This window comes from Thioclava indica (genome assembly GCF_000714545.1).
GTDB classification, from domain to species: Bacteria; Pseudomonadota; Alphaproteobacteria; order Rhodobacterales; family Rhodobacteraceae; genus Thioclava; species Thioclava indica.
The window spans coordinates 43,291-64,178 of sequence record NZ_AUNB01000012.1 but is presented as its reverse complement, the minus strand read 5'-3'; the positions used below and the strand labels follow the sequence as shown (position 1 = coordinate 64,178).

Genomic DNA, 20,888 nt, shown 5'->3' with positions numbered 1-20,888 from the left:
GGCAAGCCAAGCCTGTTCCGCAGAAAGTGATATGAAGATGATTGAGTAGCGAGTTGCCAAGCGCACCCCGTCCTAACCCCGCTGTTAGCGGGGTCGTGTTTTACTCATCCATCTTCAACGCCGCGATAAACGCTGACTGGGGAATCTCGACCTTCCCGAACTGACGCATCTTTTTCTTACCCGCTTTCTGCTTTTCCAGCAGCTTCTTCTTGCGGGTGGCGTCGCCGCCATAGCATTTCGCGGTCACGTCCTTGCGCATTGCAGACAGCGTTTCGCGCGCGATCACGCGGCCTCCGATGGCGGCCTGGATCGGGATTTTGAACATGTGGCGCGGGATCAGGTCTTTGAGTTTTTCGACCATTGCGCGGCCGCGTGCATCGGCGCGGTCGCGGTGCACCATGATCGAGAGCGCATCGACCGGCTCGTCGTTCACAAGGATCGACATTTTCACAAGGAAGTCCTCGCGATAGCCGGTGATCTGGTAGTCAAAGCTCGCATAGCCTTTGGTCACCGATTTCAGACGGTCGTAGAAATCAAACACCACCTCGGCAAGCGGCAGGTCATAGACCACCATCGCGCGCGAACCGGCATAGGTCAGGTCCATCTGGATGCCGCGACGGTCTTGGCACAGTTTCAAAACGTCGCCCAAGTATTCGTCGGGCACAAGGATCGTCGCCTTGATCCGCGGCTCTTCGATGTGATCGACAAGCGTCAGGTCGGGCATGTCGGCGGGGTTGTGCAGATCGCGCACCTCGCCGTCGCGCATATGCAGCTTGAACACAACGCTGGGCGCGGTGGTGATCAGGTCAAGATCATATTCGCGCTCAAGGCGGTCGCGGATCACCTCTAGGTGCAGCAGCCCCAAGAAACCGCAGCGGAAGCCGAAACCAAGTGCAGCGGACGTTTCCATTTCCGAACTGAAACTCGCATCGTTGAGTTGCAGCTTTTCAATCGCATCGCGCAGATCGTCGAAATCATTCGCATCAACCGGGAACAGGCCACAGAACACCACGGGCTGCGCGGGCTTGAACCCCGGAAGCGCCGTGGCGCAGGGTTTCTTTTCATGGGTGATCGTGTCGCCAACGCGGGTGTCGCGCACCTGTTTGATCGAGGCAGTAAACACCCCGATCTCGCCCGGCCCGAGTTCGGCAATCTCGACCATCTGCGGCTTGAGCACGGCCAGACGGTCCAGCTTATAAGCCGCGCCCGTCTTCATCATCTTGATCTGATCGCCCTTTTTGATGACACCGTCCATGACGCGGATCAGCACGACAACGCCGAGATAGCTGTCATACCAGCTATCGACCAGCATCGCCTTGAGCGGCGCATCGCGGTCGCCCTTGGGAGCGGGCAAACGAGTGACGATGGCCTCCAGCACATCGGGAATCCCAAGCCCCGTCTTGGCCGAAATCATCACCGATTCCGATGCGTCGATCCCGATCACATCCTCGATCTGCTCTTTCACGCGCTCGGGTTCGGCGGCGGGCAGATCGACCTTGTTCAGCACCGGAACGATCTCATGATCGGCATCAATCGCCTGATAGACATTGGCCAGCGTCTGCGCCTCGACCCCTTGAGAGGCATCCACGACCAGCAGCGAGCCTTCAACCGCCTGCATCGAGCGACTGACCTCATAGGCAAAGTCCACATGGCCGGGCGTGTCGATCAGGTTGAGCACATAGGTATGCCCATCCTTGGCCGGATAATCGATACGCACCGAGTTGGCCTTGATGGTGATGCCACGCTCGCGCTCGATATCCATCGCATCCAGCATTTGCGCCTTCATATCACGTTCGGCCACCGTCCCGGTCAGCTGGATCAGCCGGTCCGCGAGGGTGGATTTACCGTGGTCGATATGGGCCACGATGGAGAAGTTTCTGATGCGTTCAATATCGGTCATGGCGCGCGTATATCGTGGAAATAGGGGGTCGGGAAGAGGGATTGCGCGCCCTTTTGGGCAAAGCCTCGCCGCTACCGAAGGCATGTCAGCCTTGACCTTCCTTCACCCCCGCCCCACAGCAAGAGCAGGACAAGGAGAAACGCCATGATCTATTCCGTTCCCAACATGACTTGCGGCCATTGCAAAGCCGCCATTGAGGCCGCCATCGAAGAAGTCGGTGGGCGCGCGGATGTCTACCTTGAAGACCGCGAAGTCGAAGTGTCCGGCCTGCCGCCCGCCACGGTTCTCAGCGCCCTGAAGGCTGCAGGATTCGCGGCGCAGCCGACCGAGTAAATCCGCGAGGCGCCCCGAAAGCGGTCGGGCCGGAACCACATCTTGGGGCGAAAAACACGCGAGCCCCGACAGATTGGAAACGGGTTCCGCCACATTGACGCGGTAGGCGGATTTTTGCCATCCGCATTGCCTAAACTTTGATTTTTCGCTAGGGTTTAAGCAATAAATAAGCAGATCAGGCGAAAAATAGCCGATCGCATAAATGAGGGCAGTGCAAATGACTATCAAAATGACGCTCGGACTCTGCGCATTCGGTGCCACTATCGGGTTTGCCTCAATGGCTTCGGCTGGGGCTATCGACAGCGCTTGCATGAAGGCAGGACGCAGCAATAGCTCGGCAACCTGCGGCTGCATCCAACAAGTTGCAGACATGACACTGAGCAATCGTGACCAGCGTCGCGCCGCCAGCTTCTTTCGCGACCCCGACCGCGCGCAAGTCGTGCGCATGTCCGAAAGCAAATCGGATAATGACTTTTGGGCGCGCTACAAGAAATTCGCCTCAACCGCTGAGGGCTATTGCAGCCAGTGATCCGCCGGGCGGCTCATTTCGCCTGATCGGCCAGCAGGTCTGCCACCAACGCGTCGGCGCCCGCCTCAATCAGGTCAAGCGATGCTTCAAAGTCGCGCGTGAAATAGGGATCTGGCACGTCTTGCGGGCCTGCCGGACCCTCTAGAAACATCTGCACCTGCGCGTGCGTATCGCGCGGCGCTTGATCCAGACCGTCGCGCAGATTGTTCTCATCCATCGCCAGAATCAGATCAAAACCCGCATAATCTTGCGGACCAATCTGGCGTGCGCGCAGCGTGCTGAGATCATAGCCGCGCGCGCGGGCTGCTTCGACCATGGGATCATAGGGGGGCTCTCCAAGGTGCCAAGCGCCCGTCCCCGCGCTATCAAATGTGACATCAAGCCCCGCAGCCAACGCCTTGGCACGGGTGATCGCCTCGGCGGCGGGTGAGCGGCAGATATTGCCAAGACAGAGAAACAGGATACGCATAGGGGCTGTTGTAACGGAAGGAGCGCCCATGTCCAGAATCGTGATCTTGACCGGAGCCGGGATTTCAGCCGAAAGCGGGATTCGCACCTTTCGCGCCTCGGATGGGCTGTGGGAGGAACACCGAATCGAAGACGTCGCCACGCCCGAAGGGTTTTCGCGCGATCCCGCATTGGTACATGAATTCTATAACGCCCGCCGCGCCGCCGCGCGCGCCGCCCAACCCAACGCCGCCCATCTTGCGCTGGCCAAGTTGGAAGCCGATCCCACCCACGACGTGCTGATCGTCACGCAAAACGTCGATGACCTGCACGAGCGCGCCGGATCGCAGAACGTGATCCACATGCACGGCTCGCTGTTCGGGGCGCTTTGCCATGCTTGCGGGCATCGCTGGCCCGCCCCCGAGGTGATGAGCGCAACCGATTCCTGCCCCGCCTGCGGGCGCGCCGCGACGCGACCCGATATCGTCTGGTTTGGTGAAATGCCCTATCAGATGGAGCGAATCGTTGCCGCGCTGGAAGATGCGGATCTGTTCGTCTCGATTGGCACCTCGGGCAACGTCTATCCGGCTGCGGGATTTGTGCAGGGCGCTGCAGAGGCCGGGGTCGAGACGCTGGAATTGAACCTAGAGCCATCAACGGGCACTCGGCTTTTCGACACGGCCCACCATGGGCCAGCCACGCAGATTGTGCCCCAATGGGTGCGCGAACGGCTAACGCGCGCATAAGCTGCGCATTTGCTATGGCAGAATTCCCAGCCGAATAATTCGTCAAATTCGCTAAATAGACGGGCAAAATCGGCGCCGAGCCGCTTGACGCGGGGCGCCATTCCTCGTATCTCCCGCCAACAGAATTCTGGGCGCTGCCTAACGCGGCGCCTTTCTATGTTGGGGCCGGGGCGCGATTCGCATCTTAGGCCAGGTAAGAAACGAAGGAATAATGCCATGTCGCGCGTTTGCGAACTGACCGGCAAGGGCCCCATCACGGGCAACAAAGTGAGCCACGCGAAAAACAGATCGCGTCGTCGCTTCCTGCCGAACCTGAACGATGTCACCTTGATCTCGGATGCTCTGGGTCAAAGCTTCAAACTGCGCGTTTCGGCTGCTGGCCTGCGCTCGGTTGACCACCGTGGTGGCCTTGATACCTATCTCGCCAAGGCGAAGGACATTGAACTGTCCGACAAGGCGCTGAAGATCAAAAAAGCGATTGCCAAGGCACAGGCCACCGCCTGAGTTTTGCCAAACGGCTAGTTGTAGGAACCTCGTGCCTCTGGCGCGGGGTTTTTGCATGCCGCGCGTTCGGTGAGCGGCTTTTCATCGCGCAGCGCGCTCGCTAGGGTGGCTGCAACGCACATAACACCCACCCCGAGGAGACCACATGTTTCGACAAACCCTGATGGCCGCCGCACTGACCGCGCTGGCTTTGCCCGCTTTTGCCGATCAGATCGAGATCACCGATCCTTACGCTCGCGTCTCTACCCCGATGTCGAAATCGGGCGCGGCGTTTATGGAAATCAAGAATGTCACCGATCTTGATGACCGTCTGGTCTCTGCCAGTTCCGATGTGGCCGCGCGTGTCGAGCTGCACACCCATAAGGATCTGGGCGATGGCAAGATGCAGATGCTTGAAGTCAAAGAGGGTTTCGTGATTCCCGCGCATGGCGAGCATGACCTCAAACGCGGTGGCGATCATGTGATGTTCATGGGGTTGAACCACGGGCTCAATCAAGGCGATCTGGTGCGCGTGACGCTGCATTTCGAAAGAGCGGGCGATATGACCGTCGAAATTCCGGTCGATCTCAAGCGCGATCAGGGCATGAATATGAAGACGGACGACGACCCGGTGACCCATGGTGAAATTGAGCACGGCACGATGAACCATGGCGAGATAACGCATGGTGAGCCCAAAATGAACAAAATCGAAAGCGATATGTAAGCGCGCTTAGTTGCGCAGCAGATCAAGCATCTTGGCTGCGGCGGCTGACGGGGCACTTTCCCCGGCCGCCACAGTCGCCCCCAGCGACTCCATCTGCGCACGGATTGCCGGATCATTGCGCAGACGCGCCAACAGCCCCTCGCGCACCTCGGCCTCAAACCAATGGCGTGCCTGTTCGGCGCGGCGGCGCTCGAGATAGCCGTTCTCGCGCCGCCAATCGGCCAGCGTGGTCATCTCTTCCCACGCCTTCAACAACCCCTCATCGGCCAGCGCCGAAACCGGCAACGCCTTGGGGAAGCCTTTCGGATCTTGCGGACGTTTGCGCAGCAGATGCAGCGCGCCGGCGTAATCGGCCACGGTGCGCATCGCGGCGGGCTTAAGATCGCCATCGGCCTTGTTCACCAAGATCAGATCGGCCATCTCCATGATGCCGCGCTTGACCCCTTGCAGCTCGTCTCCGCCCGCAGGCGCCATCAGCAAAACGAACAGATCAACCATCTCGGCGACCAGCGTTTCGGACTGACCCACGCCCACCGTTTCGATCAGCACCACGTCGAAATTGGCCGCCTCACATAGCGACACCGCCTCGCGCGTGCGCCGCGCCACGCCGCCCAGATGCGTCTGCGAGGGCGAGGGACGGATGAAGGCGTTGGGATCGCGCGACAGCCGCTCCATCCGGGTTTTATCGCCCAGGATCGAGCCGCCCGAGCGCGACGAACTGGGATCAACCGCCAGCACCGCAACCTTAAGCCCCTGCGCGCTCAGCATCAGTCCAAATGCCTCGATAAAGGTGGATTTGCCGACCCCCGGCGTGCCCGACAGCCCGATGCGCAACGCCTGCCGCCCCGATTGCGCCACCATTTCCAGCAACTCACCCGCCTGCGCGCGGTGATCGGCGCGCCCCGATTCCACCAGCGTGATCGCGCGCGCCAAAGCGCGGCGGTCGCCCTCTAGAAGTTTCGGGGCCAGATCGGCAGGTGTTCGGTTGCTCATCGGCGGGCTTTCGCTGATTTTCAAGATCGTGTCAGGTTTGATAGCAAAGGTGAAGTCTTTGCGGTTACTTGCCCGCTCTGCGCAGGCTATGTCCAGTCTCAAACACGATTTGCCCCATGAGGAGCATCATGATTTCTACTTTTTCGCGCGCTCGCCGCGCGGCTGTTTTGCCATTGCTTGCAGCTCTTGCATTTCTCCAACCCAGCCTGCCCGCCCGTGCCGATCAAAGCGATCAGATCGTGTTCGACGTTGTCCTCAAGGGATTGCGCGCGGGCGAACTGGTGATCAATGGCAAGATCGTGGGCAATGCCTATGGGGCCAATGGCGTGCTGCAAACCGCAGGGCTTGTCGGGCTGCTGCGCAAGATTCGTTATGACGCCACCGTGTCGGGCAGCTATCGCAACGGGAAGTTTACGCCGATGCGATTCTCCGAGATATCCGACACCCCACGCGGCAAATCCACCCATGAGATCGTGTATAAAAACGGCACGCCCATCGCGGTTAGCCAGAAACCGCCGCGCAGGCCCCGCGACACAGATGTGGATCCCGCGAAACAAGGCGGCGCGATTGACCCGCTGACCGCGCTTTATGCGGTGCTGCGCAATGTTAACCGCGACGAGGCCTGCAAGCTGGACGTGAAGATGTATGACGGCTCGAAGCGTTCACAGGTGCGGCTGTTTGATGCCCGCCCCGAGGGCGATGGCGTGGTGTGTTCGGGCGAATACCGCCGTCTTGCCGGATTTTCCGCCAAGGACATGGCCGAAAAAAGCCGCTTTCCCTTTACCCTGCATTACGCCCCGAATGCCAATGGCCGCCTTGAGGTAAATGAGATCGAAACCGACACGATCTATGGCAAAGGTCGTTTGAAACGGCAATAAAGGGGCGTGAGCCCGACCGACACCCCTCTTCCGATTGACGCGGTGCTGCCCGATCTGCGGGCGGCAGTGGCGGCGCATGGCCGCGCGGTTCTGATGGCCCCGCCGGGTGCGGGCAAAACCACGCGGGTGCCGCTTGCGCTGCTTGAGCAGATCGAAGGCCGGATCGTGATGCTGGAACCGCGCCGCCTTGCAGCGCGCGCCGCTGCCGAGCGCATGGCGCAAAGCCTTGGGGAAAGTGTCGGGCAGCGCGTCGGATATCGCATCCGGGGCGAAACCAAGGCTTCGAACGCCACCCGGATTGAGGTGGTCACTGAGGGCATTCTCACCCGCATGCTGCAATCTGATCCCGAGCTGGCAGGCGTCGGGTGCGTGATTTTCGACGAGTTTCACGAACGCTCGCTAAATGCCGATCTGGGCCTCGCGTTGATCTGGGAGGCCCGCGCCGCCTTGCGCCCTGATTTGGCGCTGGTCGTGATGTCGGCGACGCTGGACGCTGATCCGGTCGCCGCTCTGCTCGACGATGCGCCAATCATCACCTCGCAAGGGCGCGCTTATCCCGTTGAAACCCGCTGGCTGGCCCGACCCGTGGATCGCACGATGCGCTTTGAAGGCGCGATGGCGGGGCTGATCGAACAGGCGGCTGGGGAAACAGACGGCTCGCTGCTGGCGTTTTTGCCCGGCGAGGGAGAAATCCGCCGCGTCGAGGGGCTGCTCAAGGGGCGCTTGCCCGCAGATATCGCGATCCGTCCACTGTTTGGCGCGATGGAGTTCGCCGCCCAGCGCGCCGCGATTGCGCCTTGCACGACGGGGCGCAAACTGGTGCTGGCGACCTCGATTGCGGAAACCTCGCTGACGATCGAGGATATCCGCGTGGTGATTGATGCCGGGCGCGCGCGCCGGGCGCGGTTCGACGCAGCCTCGGGGATGGCACGTCTGGTCACCGAACCCGTCAGCCGCGCCGAGGCAGAACAACGCAGGGGCCGCGCGGGGCGCGTGTCCGTGGGCATTTGCTATCGGCTGTGGACCAAGGGGGCCGAGGGCGCGTTGCCCGCGTTCGCACCTGCCGAGATTGAGGTGGCCGATCTGACGGGCCTTGCGCTGGAACTCGCGCTTTGGGGCAGCGATGGCAGCGATCTGGCTTTTCTGACACCGCCCCCCGCGCCTGCGCTATCCGAGGCGCGCGCATTGCTAGCCGATCTGGGCGCGCTAAGCGGCACGCAGATCACCGCGCATGGGCGCAAACTGGCCCGCCTGCCGCTGCATCCGCGCTTGGGTCATATGCTATTGACGGCGGGCGCACAGGCGGCACAGCTGGCCGCGCTGCTGGCTGAACGTGATCCGTTGCGCGGCGCGCCTGCCGATCTGTTGCTGCGCCTCGCCGCGATCCGCTCCCCCGGCCCCGAGGCCCATCGCGCCACGATTGAGCGGATCAGGACCGAAGCAAAGCGGCTGGCCCGGCTCGTCGACAACAGCCCCGCACCGCTGCCCCCCGAGGCACAAGCCGCGCTGGCCTATCCCGACCGCATCGGGCTGCGCCGCAAGGGCGATGCGCCCCGTTTCGTGTTGTCGGGCGGCAAGGGCGCGGTGGTGGCCGAGGGCGATCCGTTGGGCACGCAGCGCCTGATCGTGGCGACCGATCTGGACGGCGATCCGCGGGAAGCGCGGGTGCGTCAGGGCGCTGCAATTTCCGAGGCGCAGATCCGGGCGCTGTTTGGCGATCAGATCGGCTGGCATGATGTCTGCGAATGGTCCAAGCGTGAGGGTCGCGTGGTAGCGCGCAAGCAGGAACGTTTTGGCGCGCTGGTTCTGGACGACCGGATCTGGAAAGACGCCCCGCGTGAGGCAATTGCGCTAGGCGCGCTGGACGGGTTGCGCCAGATCGGATTGCCGATGACGCCTGCAGCGAAGCGCCTGCAAGCGCGCGTCGAGCTGTTGCGCGGTCAGGGTGCAGACCTGCCCGATTTCACCGATGCGGCCCTTCTGGCGCGCGCCGAAGACTGGCTACTGCCCTATCTGAAGGGCAAGCGAACCGAGGCCGATCTACGCAAGCTCGACGTGACCGAAGCCCTGCGCGCCAGCCTCGATTGGGAGCAAATGCAGCTGATCGACCGTCTCGCGCCGGGGCATTTTGAAACGCCCTTAGGGCGGCGCGTACCAATTGATTACGCAGGCGAAGCGCCGGGAATTGAGATCAGACTGCAAGAGATGTTTGGCGTCACCACCCACCCCACGGTTGGGCCGAAACGCCTGCCGCTGCGCGTGACGCTGCTGTCGCCGGGTCACAAACCGATTCAGGTCACGATGGATCTGCCGGGGTTTTGGGATGGCTCGTATAGCGATGTGCGCAAGGATATGCGCGGGCGCTATCCAAGACACCCGTGGCCCGAAAACCCGTGTGAGGCCGACCCGACCCTGCGCGCCAAACCACGCGGCACCTAGCCCCCTGCCATCACCCGCGGATAGTCAATTTTCGGACAACGGTTCATCACGACGCGCACACCCTTGGCCCGCGCCTGCTGGGCTGCGCCCTCATGCACCACGCCCAACTGCATCCAGATCGTGCGCAGGCCGGGCAGATGGGCCAAGGCATCGGCGACAACCTCGGGCACGGTTTCCGACCGGCGAAAGATATCGACCATATCGACGCCCAGATCATCGGGAATAGCGCCCAGATCAGCATAAACCGTTTCGCCCAGCAGCGTTTGCCCCGCCAGCCCCGGATTGACCGGCACGATGCGATAGCCCTTGGCCTGCAAATACTGCGCCACCTCATGCGAGGGGCGTTCAGGTTTGTTCGAGATGCCCACGACCGCGATCACGCGGGTCTCGGTGAGTATGTCACGCAAATCAGCATCGGTCATTGCAGCCTCCAACTTAGAAAAAAGCGCCCGAACCATAAATGGCCGGGGCGCTGAAGTGGCGGAACGAGGGACAGTGAACTTGAAGCGCGAAGGTTCCGAGATCGCGCTTCCACTTAGTAACATGGGTATCCGTTTGCGCCGTTAAAGGGGCACACCCGTTCGCTCGCGTCTTTGTGATCACATCCGACTCGCTGCGGCATACAGCGACACCGCCGCCGCATTGGACACGTTGAGCGAGCCAAATTCGCCCGCAAAGGGGATTCGCACCAGCCGGTCGCAGGTCTCTTGCGTCTTTTCACGCATCCCCGGCCCTTCTGCGCCCAGCACCAGCGCAACCGGATCAGCACCCGCCTCGGCCAGCCCGTCAGCCAGCGTCATCTTGGCCTCTCCTGCAAGACCCAGCAGCCTAAAGCCCATGCCGCGCAATTCTTCCATCGCATCCGACAGGTTCTTGACGCGCATATAGGGCTGACGCTCCAGCGCGCCACTTGCGGTTTTCGCCAAGGCCCCGGTTTCAGGCGCGGAGTGGCGATGCGGTGCAATCACGGCCGCCGCGCCAAACACCTCGGCAGAACGCAGCACGGCGCCCACGTTATGGGGGTCTGTGACGCGATCCAGCACCACGACAAGGCGCGCATGCGAACACGCATCACGCAGCTTGCCCCAATCCAGCGGCTTGACCTCTAGCGCGACCCCTTGGTGCACGGAATCAGCCGCGATTGGCACATGGTTGCCGAATTTGCGCACATCGACGATCTCTGGCTCCATGCCCGAGACCGCAATTGCCTCGGCCAGCTTGTCGGCGGCATTCTTGCCGCAGACAAGCCGCAACCGTTCGCGCATCGGGTTTTGCAGCGCATCGCGCACCGCATGCAGCCCGAAAAGCCACACCGTTTCCGAGGCCGACGCGCGCCGCGCACGTTCTTTATCGATCACCCAAGTCGGTTTTTTCATCGCAGCTCTCCTTTTGCCCCGCAATGGCGGCTCAAAGCCCGCTTGGCAAGCCCGGCGCGCCATGCGCGCACATGACGGGCGCATATTTCGTCAAACTCTCTCTTGACGCCCCCTGCCCCCTTTTGTATCTCCCGCCCCAGCGTCGGGTGACGTGCTGCAAGGTGCGGCAGCGGACTGTAACTCCGCCGGGGCGACCCACGCCTGGTTCGATTCCAGGGTCACCCACCATTTCCCCCTTTGGAATTGGTGATTATTGCATCAAGATGGCATCGCGCGCAAAGCGAGCCTCTTCGCTGCTGCCATCGTCGTAAATCAGCTTCACCCGCACTTCTGTCACCGATCCGGCCGGCTGCGTGACATACACGTCATCGCCCGACAATGCGTTGGGCTGGGCGGTGCCTTCGTGGCAGGCTTCCATTTTGAATGCGGTATTGGGGGCGGCGCCGTTCAAACCATAGCGAATTTCGCTAAGCCCACAGCGCCACGCCAACAGATGTGTGAAATAGATCAGGTCTTTTCCGCCATAATCGCGGATCGCCACCCAAGAGCCGCGCGTCATATCAAGGATCGGGCGCACCTCTCCGGCGGTGGTAAAGTTTTGCGCCGCCGCCGGGGCCGCGCATAAAATCGCCAGTATCGTCAATAGCTTGCGTAACATCCGCCCTCACCCACTTTCGCCCCTTAACATTCGCGCTATACTGCGCAAAATTCGAACCGGGGACAGGTCGAGTATGGCCGCGAAACGCGCGAAATCACAACCCTTCAACATCTTCTGTATCGCACAGAACGGTCGGCTCGAATACGAGGCAATCCTCTTCGTTCTCAGCTTCACAGCCGCCAATCCCGATTTCAAAGGCCGCCTGATCGTCGCCGAGCCGCAACCCGGCCCGCTATGGAAAGGCGAGACGCGGATTTCCGACCCGGTGCGCGCGATTCTCGAAGGGGCTGGCGCGGAAATCGTGCCGTTTGAAAGCAAGGTCTTTGGCCAGTCCTACCCCTATGGCAACAAGATCGAGGCGCTTGCCGCCTTGCCCGCAGGCGAGCCGTTCGTGTTTTTCGACACCGACACGGTGTTCACCGCGCCGCTCTCGAACGTGACGTTCGATTTTGACCGCCCGTCAGCCTCGATGCAGCGCGAAGGCACTTGGCCGCTTCCGCCGCTCTATGGCCCCGGCTATACAGCGATCTGGAAATCGCTTTATGACAGGTTCGGCCTAAAGGGGTTCGCCAAAACCCTTGATACAAGCCAGCCCGATGAATACTGGCGCCGCTACCTGTATTTCAACGCAGGTTGGTTTTTCGGGGCCGATCCGGCGGAGTTCGGCAAACGTTTTCTGACCTATGCACGCGAAATCCGCGATGATCCGCCTGATGAGCTGGCCAGTCAGGTGTTCGACCCGTGGCTTGATCAGATCGCGCTGCCGCTGGTGATCCACTCCTTTGGCGGCGGGCGTCCGGGGCCGTACCTCGACGGGCTGGATGGTGATGTGTCGTGCCATTATCGCGCCCTACCGCTGATGTATGCGCGCGAAAGTGACCGGGTGATCGACACGGTCGAGACACTGGTCGCGCCCAATCAGATCAAGAAAGTGCTGAAAGTTTACGAGCCTGCAAAAAAGCTGATCTTTCAAGGCAAGGGACGTAAACTGCGCGCGATCTTCACCGCCGAGGGCCTGCCGCGCACAGAAAAGCAACTGCGTAACCGGATCCGGCGCGAAAAGCTGTGGATGCGCTAGGCCTCATCGCGAAAATGGAATGTGTTTGAAGGCACCTCGCTGCGGCGCTAACGTCCCGCCAACGCATTCACCACGGAGACGATGATGTCCGATTACAAATTCGATACGCTGCAAATCCATGCAGGCTCGGCCCCCGACCCCGCGACTGGCGCGGTGCAAACCCCGATTTATCAAACCACGGGCTACGTTTTCAAAGACGCCGATCACGCCGCGCGTTTGTTCAATCTTGAAGAGGTTGGCTACATCTATTCGCGCCTGACCAACCCGACCGTGTCGAAACTGGCAGAACGGGTGGCCGCCCTTGAGGGCGGTGCGGGGGCGGTGTGTTGCTCATCAGGTCATGCGGCGCAAATCATGGCGCTGTTTCCGCTGATGGGGCCAGGGTTAAATATCGTGGCCTCCACGCGCCTTTACGGCGGCTCGATCACCCAGTTCGGCCACACGATCAAGCGCTTTGGCTGGTCCTGCACGTTCGTCGATTTCGACGATCTGGATGCGTTGGAAGCTGCCATCGACGACAACACCCGCGCGATTTTCTGCGAGTCGATCTCAAACCCCGGCGGCTACATCACCGACATTCCCGCCGTCGCGAAACTGGCTGATAAGGCCGGGCTGCCGCTGATCGTGGATAACACGCTCGCCACGCCCTACCTGTGCCGCCCGATTGATCTGGGCGCGACCTTGGTGGTGCATTCGCTGACCAAATACATGACCGGCAATGGCACGGTCACGGGGGGCTGCGTTGTCGATAGCGGCAAGTTTGACTGGTCGGCAAGCGACAAGTTCCCCTCGCTCAGCGCGCCCGAGCCCGCCTATCACGGGTTGAAATTCCACGAGGCGCTGGGGCCGATGGCCTTTACCTTTCACTCCATCGCAATCGGGCTGCGCGACCTAGGCATGACGATGAATGCGCAGGGCGCGCATTACACGCTGATGGGCATCGAAACCCTAAGCCTGCGGATGGAAAAACACGTCGCCAACGCCAAGGCTGTTGCGGAGTGGCTGGAAAACGATCCCCGGATCGAATTCGTGACCTATGCCGGACTGCCAAGCTCGCCTTGGCATGAGCGGATGAAAACCGTCAGCCCGAAAGGCGCGGGCGGGCTGTTCACCGTGGCGGTGAAAGGTGGCTATGAGGCTTGCGTGAAACTGGTGAATAACCTTCAGCTGTTCGCCAATGTTGCCAACCTGGGTGACACGCGCTCGCTGATCATCCACTCGGCCTCGACGACGCATCGCCAACTGAGCGAAGCCCAGCAAATCGCTGCAGGCGCTGCGCCCAATGTGGTGCGCCTGTCCATCGGGATCGAAGATGCCGGCGATCTGATCGCCGATCTCGATCAGGCCCTCAGCGCCGCAACGGCCTGACCCCTTCCCCCCGCGCGACAAAATTCGCGCGGGGGCTTACTGCTACCCAACGCTCTCACCGCGCAAGTCGGATAAAATCCATCTCAATAGCGGCAAGAGGTCGCCACCGCCCCCCGGAGCGCTTTTCAGGGCGTGGAAAACCCTTTACGAAGATGGGAACACCCCGCGGTTTTCCATTTTTGTATCGGTTTGAGTTGCCATGAAGCCCGAATTCGCACTTATCCTCTCACATGACGGCATTGGCCTGGCGCATCGCACGCGTGCGGGCTGGGCGCGCCTTGGTGAGGTCTCGCTTGAGGCTGCGGATTTAGCGGGCGAATTGGCGGCCCTACGGCGACAGGCGCAAAGCCTTGCGCCCAAAGGGGTTATGGCGAAACTGGTGATTCCGGCCTCGCAAATCCTGTATACCGCGATCTACGCGCCCGGCCCCAGCCCCGCGCAGCGCCGCACCCAGATTGAAGCCGCGTTAGAGGGCATGACGCCCTATCAAGTGTCTGATTTAGTGTATGATTGGGTCGGCACACGCCAAACCGTGCAGGTCGCAGTTGTGGCGCGCGAGACACTGGTCGAGGCCGAGGCATTTGCGCAATCGCACGGCTTTGCGCCAATCTGCTTCGTGGCGATCCCGATGGCAGGCGATTTCACCGGCGAGCCTTGGTTTGGCCTGAGTGCAAACGCGGCAAATTATCTTCCCGAGGGCGCGCAGGTCGAGCGCGACATGATGCCGTTGGCGGAGTTCACTCAGCAGCCCCCCGAGCCGCAAGACGCTGACGTGGCACCTGTCTCAGAAGCCGAGCCAGTTGCAGAGATTGAGCCTGCGCGTGTCGAGGAGCCGTCTGAGGCTCCTGCCGAAATAGACACGGCTACCGCGCCGGATCTGGCGCAAGCCGATGAAGCGGTTGAGGCCGAAAGCGCGGGTCACGAACAGGCGGAGGATGCGGCTAAGGCTGATCCGGACGTCGAAACAATGACGACCGACGCCGCTCAAACCGAGGCCGAGCCTGACGCCGAAATCGCGGCGGAGCCCGAAGCGCAGATAGAACCCGACGCGCCCATCGAAGACGCGCTGCCAAAGGTGACGGACGCGCCGCTTGACCCGACGCCGCCGCGTGAGCCCGCCGCGCCAGATCTGCCCCCCGAGGATACACAAACCGCGGCCCCTGATGCCTCCGCCGCGACGCAGACGCCCGATCCCGTTGATCCGCCCGAAGAGATCAGTCAAGACGATCTCGCCGACCTCGCCGCTTTGGATCAGCCCGCGTCCCCGCCCGTAAAAGCGCCCGAACCGGCGCAAAACGATGCGGCAAATGACGCGCCAGACCTCACGCCGGAGCCAGCGGAACCTGAAGCCGCCCAATCCACCGCCAAGCCCTTATCCAGCGAGGCCATTGCTGCGCTCGCCGCCGTAAGCGCATTTTCCAGCTCGCGCGCGGCGAAGGGCCAAAGCACAGCCGAACAAAACCCCGACGCGCAAACGCCAAGTGAGCCGACACACGCGAATGTGCCCAAGCTTGGGGGCGTTGGCCGTCTTAGCCCGCCGCAACCCGAGCGCAAGAAAATCCTGACAGGCGAGGCGGGGATCACTGCTCCGGGGCTGGATCTGCCAGACTCTGAACCCGTTTCTGACAGCCAAACCGCCCTGAAATCCGGCAAGAACACGCTAAAACAGGTTGCAAAAAAGGGCCTCAGCGGAACCGCCGCGCTTGGTGCGGTCGCTCTGTCCGCCAAGGCGCGTATGGCCAAAGCCACGCCCACCAAGAACGCGCCGCGGAAACCCGCGCAAAGCGCCGTCGAGCCTCCCGCGGAAACCACCGTTTTCGGGGCGCAGAAGCGGCGCGATGTCGGGGGCAAGCCACGCTATCTAGGCGCAAGTCTGATCGGCGCGCTGGTGCTGTTTCTGGCCATCATCGCGCTGTGGACCAACTTCCTCAGCGACGAGAGCGCACCTGCGCCGCAAGACCAAATCGCCGTAGTTCCGCCCGCTGCGCTGACGCCGGATGTGCCCGCGGCGTCAACGCCGATGGTCGCCTCTACGCCAACGCCGCCCGCCCCCGAGACGCAAATCGCGAGCCCCCCGGCCCCTGCGCCCGAAACGCCCGATACCAACGCGCCAGAACCGGCGGGCGACACGCAAACGGCTGCCCTTCCGCCCTTGCCGCCCAGCGAGATGCCGGCCTTTGATGCGCCACCTCTACCCCCACCCAGCGCCCCGCAAGAAAGCGCCACGGTTGCCCCCGAACCTGCGCCGCCCGCCGCGCCTTTGGTCACGCCCACACCCGAAGGCGTGCCGATGCCCGGTGGTTTCACACTGTTTGCGGGCAAGCCTGATATCGTGCCGGGAACGCGTCCCGAAAGCGTGGCGCAAGCGTGGAGCGCCACGCAACCGCCCGCGCCATTGCGCCCCAGCGACACGCTTGCAGCGCTGCCCGAACTGGCAGCATTTCGCCCCACAAGCCGCCCCGCTGCGCTGGCAACACCTGCGGCGGTGACCCCGGCGGCGGTGACACCCGCGCCGCTGCCTGCAGCCAATGACCCGGCGCTGGCAGAGGCGCGCCCGGTGCTGCGACCGGCGGCGATCTCGAGCAAGGCTCAAAGCGCGCCTGATGAGGATGCGGCCCTGACGCCCGCGCCGACTGTGGCCGACACGCGACTGGCCGGATTGCGCCCGGATGCGCGCCCCGAAAGCGTACAATCGAGCGCGCAACCGGCTCCTGCGGCTGCTGACGCGCCAAGCGACCCGTTTGCCGATGCCTCGCCGCTTGCCGTCGCGGCCTCGGCCCGCCCGCCGATCAAGCCGCGCAATTTTGCGCGCTCGGTCGAAAGCGCGCTGGCCGCAGCCATCGCAGCCGAACCCGCGCCCAGCAGGCCCACAGCCGCAGCAGCGCCCGCACGCAAAGCCGCGCCGGTGGAGATCGACGAGCCTGAACCGGTGAAACCCGCGCCGCGCTTGCCCACCTCGGCCTCGGTCGCCCGTCAAGCCACCGAAAAGAACGTGATCAACCTGCGCCAGGTCAACCTGATCGGACTTTACGGATCGTCCTCGAGTCGGCGCGCCTTGGTGCGTCTCAAGAACGGGAAATTCGTGAAAGTCGGGGTTGGCGACAGGTTGGATGGCGGCAGGGTTACAGCGATTGGCTCGACGCAATTGACCTACGCGAAAGGGTCACGCAGCTACACGCTTCAGCTACCTTAAAGCGGCTCGCCTTTTGGCAAAGCGCTTGGGCTCTTGCGCCTGCCCGCACTGTGATTACCCTTGCGCGAGGACTGCAAAAGCGCCGCCCAGCGTGTGCGTTTCAAGGCGCCTCCAAGCGCATCAAGGACCATCAAGGCTATGGAAAGCTTTCTCTTTTACGCAACGCTCTATCTGATTGCGATGGTTGTCGCCGTGCCTTTGGCGACGCGCGCAGGGCTGGGATCGGTGCTGGGCTATTTGCTGGCGGGGATCCTGATCGGGCCGGTCACTGGCCTGTCGGGCACCGAGATGACCGATCTGCAGCATTTCGCGGAATTTGGCGTGGTGATGATGCTGTTCTTGATCGGGCTGGAACTGCAACCCCGCGCGCTTTGGGCAATGCGCGACAAGCTGATTGGTTTGGGAGGCTTGCAGGTCGCAATCACGATGACGCTGGTCACGGGGATCGTTATGGCGATGGGCGAGGATATTCGTGTCGCCGTTGCGCTTGGCATGGTGATGTCGCTGAGTTCGACCGCGATCGTTTTGCAAACGCTCAATGAAAAACGGCTGATGCAGACGGCGGGCGGGCGATCAGCCTTTGCGGTGCTGCTGACGCAGGATATCGCAGTCATCCCGATGCTCGCACTGATGCCGCTGCTGGCATTGCCGGGCGCGCGGGCCGTGGCCAAGGCTGATCACGGCACTCATGTCGTGGGGCAGCTGATCGACTCGTTGCCAGGATGGGGTGTCACGCTGATTACGCTGGCCGCCGTCGCTTTGACGGTGCTGATGGGGCATTACTTGATCCGTCCGCTCTTTAAGTTTGTCCAGACCGCCAAGCTGCGCGAAATCAACACGGCGATGGCGCTGCTGATTGTCGTCGGCATCGCAAGCCTGATGAACCTTGTCGGCCTTTCACCCGCGCTTGGCACGTTTCTGGCAGGCGTCGTGCTGGCCGATAGCGAGTTCAAGCACGAGTTGGAAAGCGATATCGAGCCGTTTAAGGGCCTGCTGATGGGGCTGTTTTTCATCACCGTTGGCGCGGGGATCAATTTCGATGTGATTGTCGCGCAGCCGTGGGACATTGCGGGGCTGGTGATTTTGCTCGTCGCGCTGAAATCGGCGGTGCTGTACGGGCTGTCACGGCTGTTCAAACTGCACGGATCGGATCGCTCGCTATTCACGCTCAGCTTGGCGCAGGCGGGTGAATTCGGCTTCGTCCTTGTGTCTTTCGCGGTGGTGCAGCGCATCCTGCCCACTCCGCTGGCGGAAAAGGTGCTGGTGGTGATCGCGCTGTCGATGCTGATCACCCCGCTGCTGTTCATCTTGCACGATCAAATCGCGCGATTTGCACGCGCCGACAAAGCGCCCGACCCCGATGATATCGACGAGCACCAGCCGGTGATCATCGCGGGCGTGGGCCGTTTTGGGCAGGTGGTGAACCGGCTGGTGACAATGTCGGGGCTGCGCACGACCGTGATCGACAATGACCTGCGCACGATCCAGTTGATGCGCACCTTCGGGTTTAAGGGCTATTTCGGCGACCCGACGCGCCCCGACCTGCTGGCCGCTGCTGGCATTGCAGAAGCGCGAGTGCTGGTCGTCGCACTGGACGGGCGCGACAAGACGACGGAACTGGTGCGTTATGCCCGCCGCATCCGCCCCGATCTGCACATCATCGCGCGCTCGCGTGACCGCACCCATGTCTTTGATCTCTATAAGGCGGGGGCGAATGACATCGTGCGCGAGATGTTTGATTCCAGCCTGCGCGCAGGTCGCTATGTGCTGGAAAATTCCGGCTTGTCAGAATTTGAGGCGGCGGAATTGGAAAAGCTGTTTTTCAAACTCGACCGTGCGGCCGTGCGCGATCTGGCGCAGGTTTGGAAACCCGGCGTGCCAGTGGAACAAAACGCCGCCTATATCGCGCGCACCAAGGAACTGAACACCGAGTTGGAAGCCGCGATGATGGAGCAATATCGCAGGCGCGACGCCAAGGAAGAAGACGATCACGAAAGCCCCGGCACACTGGAGGGCGGCCAAGATGCGTGATGTGCAACGCGCGTAACATGGCGGCGGGGTCGGTTAGGTCTGAAATTTGTCGTAAGCGCATGGATGGCCGCGACACGCTAGGCCGGAAACGAAAAACGCGAGGCCCGTGAGCCTCGCGTTTGTAACATCATCGCAGTTTTCAGATCAGGCAGCGCGGCCAATCAAGACGTCACCGACAGTTTGCGCGGCGTGGGTCTCATCCGTGCCGGAAACGGCGGCAACTTCGCGGGTCAGACGCTCAAGCGCGGCTTCGTAAAGCTGACGCTCGGAATACGACTGCTCGCGCTGATCGTCGCTGCGGTGCAAATCGCGCACCACTTCGGCAATCGCCAAAAGGTCGCCGGAATTGATCTTTTGCTCATATTCCTGGGCGCGGCGCGACCACATCGCGCGCTTGACCTTGGCCTTGCCCTTGAGGGTCTCAAGCGCCTTGGTCACGATATCGGGCGAGGACAGGCTGCGCATACCCACTTCGGTCGCTTTATGCGTGGGGACGCGAAGGGTCATCTTGTCCTTCTCGAAGGAAATCACGAACAGCTCAAGTTTGAGCCCGGCGATTTCCTGTTCCTCGATAGACATGATCTTGCCGACCCCATGCGCAGGGTAAACAACGAAATCATCGGGACTGAATTCGGACTTTTTGGTTTTGGTCATGCGGTTCGCTTCCTTGCAACGAGAATCAAACCCCGGCATCAAGCGAACAAAAAACGACCACAGCGCCAAAAGCACTGCGTTCGTTCCAAGCTGAGAGATCGGCTTCCACTGGCGAGCATGCGTAGGGGAAGGTGGGGTCGACGCTCTATTCGAGGTTTAATATAGCAAGAAATGCATGCATTTTAAAGCGCGATGCGCTCGCGCTTTCGTGAGGCCGCATCTTTTCAATGGGTTACGCTGTGATTTCGGCCACTTGCCGCAACGTAACACCCGCATGACAGAGTGCGAATCACCCCCTACACACTGATTGTTACAGAATCACTGCGCAGATCAATCGCCTTCGCCGGGCGCCTCGGAAAAGTATTTCTCCAGCTTGCCTGTCTCGCCGTCGTATTTCTCGGCCTCGGGCATCTGATCTTTTTTCTGCGTGATCACCGGCCAAAGCTCGGAATATTTCCGGTTCAACTCGACCCAGCTATCCATTCCCGGTTCGGTATCAGGGCGAATCGCGTCAGCGGGGCATTCGGGCTCACACACACCACAGTCGATGCACTCATCGGGATGGATTACCAACGTGTTCTCACCCTCGTAGAAACAGTCCACCGGGCAGACTTCGACACAGTCGGTATATTTGCAGTTGATGCAGTTATCGATGACGACATAGGTCATGGCGAAATCCCGATGTTACAGCCTCTGCTTCTGTCCTATCGGGGCTAGAGGCGTGTTTCAAGAGATTGGCGCGGATTTCCCTGCGACATCGCGCGCGTTCTCCGCTCAGGGCTCAGGGTCAAGCGGCTCATACAAGGTTTGTGCCTCGCTGGCCGGGCCGCGTCGTTCGCCACAGTCCAGCACGCGAACAAGCCGCACATCTGTCCCAAGCCGCAAGGTCAGCACATCGCCCGGCCCCACCGCGCGCCCCGGCTTGTCGATGCGCGCCCCGTTCACGCGCACCCGCTTGCCGCTCACCAACTCCTGAGCCAGCGCGCGGGTCTTGCAAAACCGCGCGTGCCAGAGCCACTTGTCAATACGGATGCGCTCGGGGGCGTCAGCCATGGCCG

20 protein-coding genes and 1 tRNA gene are annotated in these 20,888 nt (G+C 61.7%); 12 read left to right on the top strand and 9 right to left on the bottom strand.

Annotated features, from left to right (window positions below):
- Positions 1-100: 100 nt before the first annotated feature.
- The gene (lepA, locus tag DT23_RS04405) at positions 101-1,900 is read right to left on the bottom strand and encodes a translation elongation factor 4 (protein WP_038128649.1); all 1,800 of its coding nucleotides are present in this window, start codon (positions 1,898-1,900) and stop codon (positions 101-103) included.
- Between the two features lie 144 nt (positions 1,901-2,044).
- On the opposite strand from lepA, the gene DT23_RS04400 reads away from it, so the two are divergent.
- The gene (locus DT23_RS04400; protein ID WP_038128647.1) at positions 2,045-2,233 is read left to right on the top strand and encodes a heavy-metal-associated domain-containing protein; all 189 of its coding nucleotides are present in this window, start codon (positions 2,045-2,047) and stop codon (positions 2,231-2,233) included.
- Positions 2,234-2,603: 370 nt separating this feature from the next.
- Positions 2,604-2,762 (top strand): hypothetical protein, encoded by a 159-nt coding sequence (locus tag DT23_RS20235; RefSeq protein ID WP_338064213.1) that lies wholly within the window; start codon positions 2,604-2,606, stop codon positions 2,760-2,762.
- A gap of 13 nt (positions 2,763-2,775) precedes the next feature.
- Here the strand turns inward: DT23_RS20235 and DT23_RS04390 are convergent, their stop codons facing one another.
- Positions 2,776-3,231, bottom strand: a complete 456-nt coding sequence (locus DT23_RS04390; RefSeq protein WP_038128645.1) for a low molecular weight protein-tyrosine-phosphatase — start codon at positions 3,229-3,231, stop codon at positions 2,776-2,778.
- 28 nt (positions 3,232-3,259) lie between these two features.
- On the opposite strand from DT23_RS04390, the gene DT23_RS04385 reads away from it, so the two are divergent.
- The 3 genes from DT23_RS04385 to DT23_RS04375 all read left to right on the top strand — a co-directional run bounded on the left by DT23_RS04385 (position 3,260) and on the right by DT23_RS04375 (position 5,162).
- Positions 3,260-3,955, top strand: a complete 696-nt coding sequence (locus DT23_RS04385; protein ID WP_038128642.1) for an NAD-dependent deacylase — start codon at positions 3,260-3,262, stop codon at positions 3,953-3,955.
- 216 nt (positions 3,956-4,171) lie between these two features.
- Entirely contained in the window at positions 4,172-4,459 is a 288-nt protein-coding gene (rpmB, locus tag DT23_RS04380; protein WP_038128638.1) for a 50S ribosomal protein L28, read from the top strand.
- Between the two features lie 145 nt (positions 4,460-4,604).
- A complete protein-coding gene (locus DT23_RS04375; protein ID WP_081846913.1) occupies positions 4,605-5,162 on the top strand; it encodes a copper chaperone PCu(A)C in 558 nt (185 codons plus the stop codon).
- Between the two features lie 6 nt (positions 5,163-5,168).
- On the opposite strand, the gene meaB is transcribed toward DT23_RS04375, so the two are convergent.
- On the bottom strand, positions 5,169-6,155 hold the full coding sequence (gene meaB / locus DT23_RS04370; RefSeq protein WP_038128635.1) for a methylmalonyl Co-A mutase-associated GTPase MeaB: 987 nt from the start codon (positions 6,153-6,155) through the stop codon (positions 5,169-5,171).
- 128 nt (positions 6,156-6,283) lie between these two features.
- Between meaB and DT23_RS04365 the strand changes: the two genes are divergently transcribed.
- Both DT23_RS04365 and hrpB read left to right on the top strand, forming a co-directional pair.
- Positions 6,284-7,033 (top strand): DUF3108 domain-containing protein, encoded by a 750-nt coding sequence (locus tag DT23_RS04365; RefSeq protein ID WP_051697038.1) that lies wholly within the window; start codon positions 6,284-6,286, stop codon positions 7,031-7,033.
- A 6-nt stretch (positions 7,034-7,039) separates the two neighbouring features.
- A complete protein-coding gene (gene hrpB, locus DT23_RS04360; protein WP_038128633.1) occupies positions 7,040-9,472 on the top strand; it encodes an ATP-dependent helicase HrpB in 2,433 nt (810 codons plus the stop codon).
- On the opposite strand, the gene DT23_RS04355 is transcribed toward hrpB, so the two are convergent.
- The gene (locus DT23_RS04355; RefSeq protein WP_038128630.1) at positions 9,469-9,894 is read right to left on the bottom strand and encodes a CoA-binding protein; all 426 of its coding nucleotides are present in this window, start codon (positions 9,892-9,894) and stop codon (positions 9,469-9,471) included. The two genes, hrpB and DT23_RS04355, sit on opposite strands and share 4 nt — an antisense overlap.
- Before the next feature lie 177 nt (positions 9,895-10,071).
- Entirely contained in the window at positions 10,072-10,848 is a 777-nt protein-coding gene (gene rlmB, locus DT23_RS04350) for a 23S rRNA (guanosine(2251)-2'-O)-methyltransferase RlmB (RefSeq protein WP_038128627.1), read from the bottom strand.
- 144 nt (positions 10,849-10,992) lie between these two features.
- On the opposite strand from rlmB, the gene DT23_RS04345 reads away from it, so the two are divergent.
- Positions 10,993-11,076: transfer RNA gene (locus DT23_RS04345), tRNA-Tyr, on the top strand.
- Between the two features lie 22 nt (positions 11,077-11,098).
- Here DT23_RS04345 and DT23_RS04340 read toward each other — a convergent pair.
- Positions 11,099-11,506 (bottom strand): hypothetical protein, encoded by a 408-nt coding sequence (locus DT23_RS04340; RefSeq protein WP_038128625.1) that lies wholly within the window; start codon positions 11,504-11,506, stop codon positions 11,099-11,101.
- A gap of 73 nt (positions 11,507-11,579) precedes the next feature.
- Here DT23_RS04340 and DT23_RS04335 point away from each other — a divergent pair, with 73 nt between their 5' ends.
- The 4 genes from DT23_RS04335 (at position 11,580) to DT23_RS04320 (ending at position 19,176) form a co-directional block, all read left to right on the top strand.
- Positions 11,580-12,584: a hypothetical protein gene (locus tag DT23_RS04335; protein WP_038128623.1), complete on the top strand. Its 1,005-nt coding sequence runs from the start codon at positions 11,580-11,582 to the stop codon at positions 12,582-12,584.
- Positions 12,585-12,668: 84 nt separating this feature from the next.
- Positions 12,669-13,952, top strand: coding sequence for an O-acetylhomoserine aminocarboxypropyltransferase/cysteine synthase family protein (locus DT23_RS04330; protein WP_051697037.1), 1,284 nt, complete (start codon positions 12,669-12,671; stop codon positions 13,950-13,952).
- A 199-nt stretch (positions 13,953-14,151) separates the two neighbouring features.
- Positions 14,152-17,145 (top strand): hypothetical protein, encoded by a 2,994-nt coding sequence (locus tag DT23_RS04325; protein WP_038128620.1) that lies wholly within the window; start codon positions 14,152-14,154, stop codon positions 17,143-17,145.
- A gap of 138 nt (positions 17,146-17,283) precedes the next feature.
- Complete coding sequence (locus DT23_RS04320; RefSeq protein WP_038128618.1) at positions 17,284-19,176, top strand: monovalent cation:proton antiporter-2 (CPA2) family protein; 1,893 nt, start codon at positions 17,284-17,286, stop codon at positions 19,174-19,176.
- Between the two features lie 144 nt (positions 19,177-19,320).
- Here DT23_RS04320 and DT23_RS04315 read toward each other — a convergent pair whose 3' ends face one another.
- From DT23_RS04315 to DT23_RS04305, 3 genes are all read right to left on the bottom strand, one after another.
- Entirely contained in the window at positions 19,321-19,830 is a 510-nt protein-coding gene (locus DT23_RS04315) for a CarD family transcriptional regulator (protein WP_038128717.1), read from the bottom strand.
- A 330-nt stretch (positions 19,831-20,160) separates the two neighbouring features.
- Positions 20,161-20,499, bottom strand: a complete 339-nt coding sequence (gene fdxA, locus DT23_RS04310; protein ID WP_038128616.1) for a ferredoxin FdxA — start codon at positions 20,497-20,499, stop codon at positions 20,161-20,163.
- Positions 20,500-20,604: 105 nt separating this feature from the next.
- On the bottom strand, positions 20,605-20,883 hold the full coding sequence (locus tag DT23_RS04305; RefSeq protein WP_038128614.1) for an RNA-binding S4 domain-containing protein: 279 nt from the start codon (positions 20,881-20,883) through the stop codon (positions 20,605-20,607).
- Positions 20,884-20,888: the final 5 nt, after the last annotated feature.

What these genes read in the sequence shown, in the direction of transcription:
- lepA (WP_038128649.1), bottom strand. Translation starts at nt 1,900, where the DNA reads ATGACCGATATTGAACGCATCAGAAACTTCTCCATCGTGGCCCATATC.
- DT23_RS04400 (WP_038128647.1), top strand. Translation starts at nt 2,045, where the DNA reads ATGATCTATTCCGTTCCCAACATGACTTGCGGCCATTGCAAAGCCGCC.
- DT23_RS20235 (WP_338064213.1), top strand. Translation starts at nt 2,604, where the DNA reads ATGACACTGAGCAATCGTGACCAGCGTCGCGCCGCCAGCTTCTTTCGC.
- DT23_RS04390 (WP_038128645.1), bottom strand. Translation starts at nt 3,231, where the DNA reads ATGCGTATCCTGTTTCTCTGTCTTGGCAATATCTGCCGCTCACCCGCC.
- DT23_RS04385 (WP_038128642.1), top strand. Translation starts at nt 3,260, where the DNA reads ATGTCCAGAATCGTGATCTTGACCGGAGCCGGGATTTCAGCCGAAAGC.
- rpmB (WP_038128638.1), top strand. Translation starts at nt 4,172, where the DNA reads ATGTCGCGCGTTTGCGAACTGACCGGCAAGGGCCCCATCACGGGCAAC.
- DT23_RS04375 (WP_081846913.1), top strand. Translation starts at nt 4,605, where the DNA reads ATGTTTCGACAAACCCTGATGGCCGCCGCACTGACCGCGCTGGCTTTG.
- meaB (WP_038128635.1), bottom strand. Translation starts at nt 6,155, where the DNA reads ATGAGCAACCGAACACCTGCCGATCTGGCCCCGAAACTTCTAGAGGGC.
- DT23_RS04365 (WP_051697038.1), top strand. Translation starts at nt 6,284, where the DNA reads ATGATTTCTACTTTTTCGCGCGCTCGCCGCGCGGCTGTTTTGCCATTG.
- DT23_RS04355 (WP_038128630.1), bottom strand. Translation starts at nt 9,894, where the DNA reads ATGACCGATGCTGATTTGCGTGACATACTCACCGAGACCCGCGTGATC.
- rlmB (WP_038128627.1), bottom strand. Translation starts at nt 10,848, where the DNA reads ATGAAAAAACCGACTTGGGTGATCGATAAAGAACGTGCGCGGCGCGCG.
- DT23_RS04340 (WP_038128625.1), bottom strand. Translation starts at nt 11,506, where the DNA reads ATGTTACGCAAGCTATTGACGATACTGGCGATTTTATGCGCGGCCCCG.
- DT23_RS04335 (WP_038128623.1), top strand. Translation starts at nt 11,580, where the DNA reads ATGGCCGCGAAACGCGCGAAATCACAACCCTTCAACATCTTCTGTATC.
- DT23_RS04330 (WP_051697037.1), top strand. Translation starts at nt 12,669, where the DNA reads ATGTCCGATTACAAATTCGATACGCTGCAAATCCATGCAGGCTCGGCC.
- DT23_RS04325 (WP_038128620.1), top strand. Translation starts at nt 14,152, where the DNA reads ATGAAGCCCGAATTCGCACTTATCCTCTCACATGACGGCATTGGCCTG.
- DT23_RS04320 (WP_038128618.1), top strand. Translation starts at nt 17,284, where the DNA reads ATGGAAAGCTTTCTCTTTTACGCAACGCTCTATCTGATTGCGATGGTT.
- DT23_RS04315 (WP_038128717.1), bottom strand. Translation starts at nt 19,830, where the DNA reads ATGACCAAAACCAAAAAGTCCGAATTCAGTCCCGATGATTTCGTTGTT.
- fdxA (WP_038128616.1), bottom strand. Translation starts at nt 20,499, where the DNA reads ATGACCTATGTCGTCATCGATAACTGCATCAACTGCAAATATACCGAC.
- DT23_RS04305 (WP_038128614.1), bottom strand. Translation starts at nt 20,883, where the DNA reads ATGGCTGACGCCCCCGAGCGCATCCGTATTGACAAGTGGCTCTGGCAC.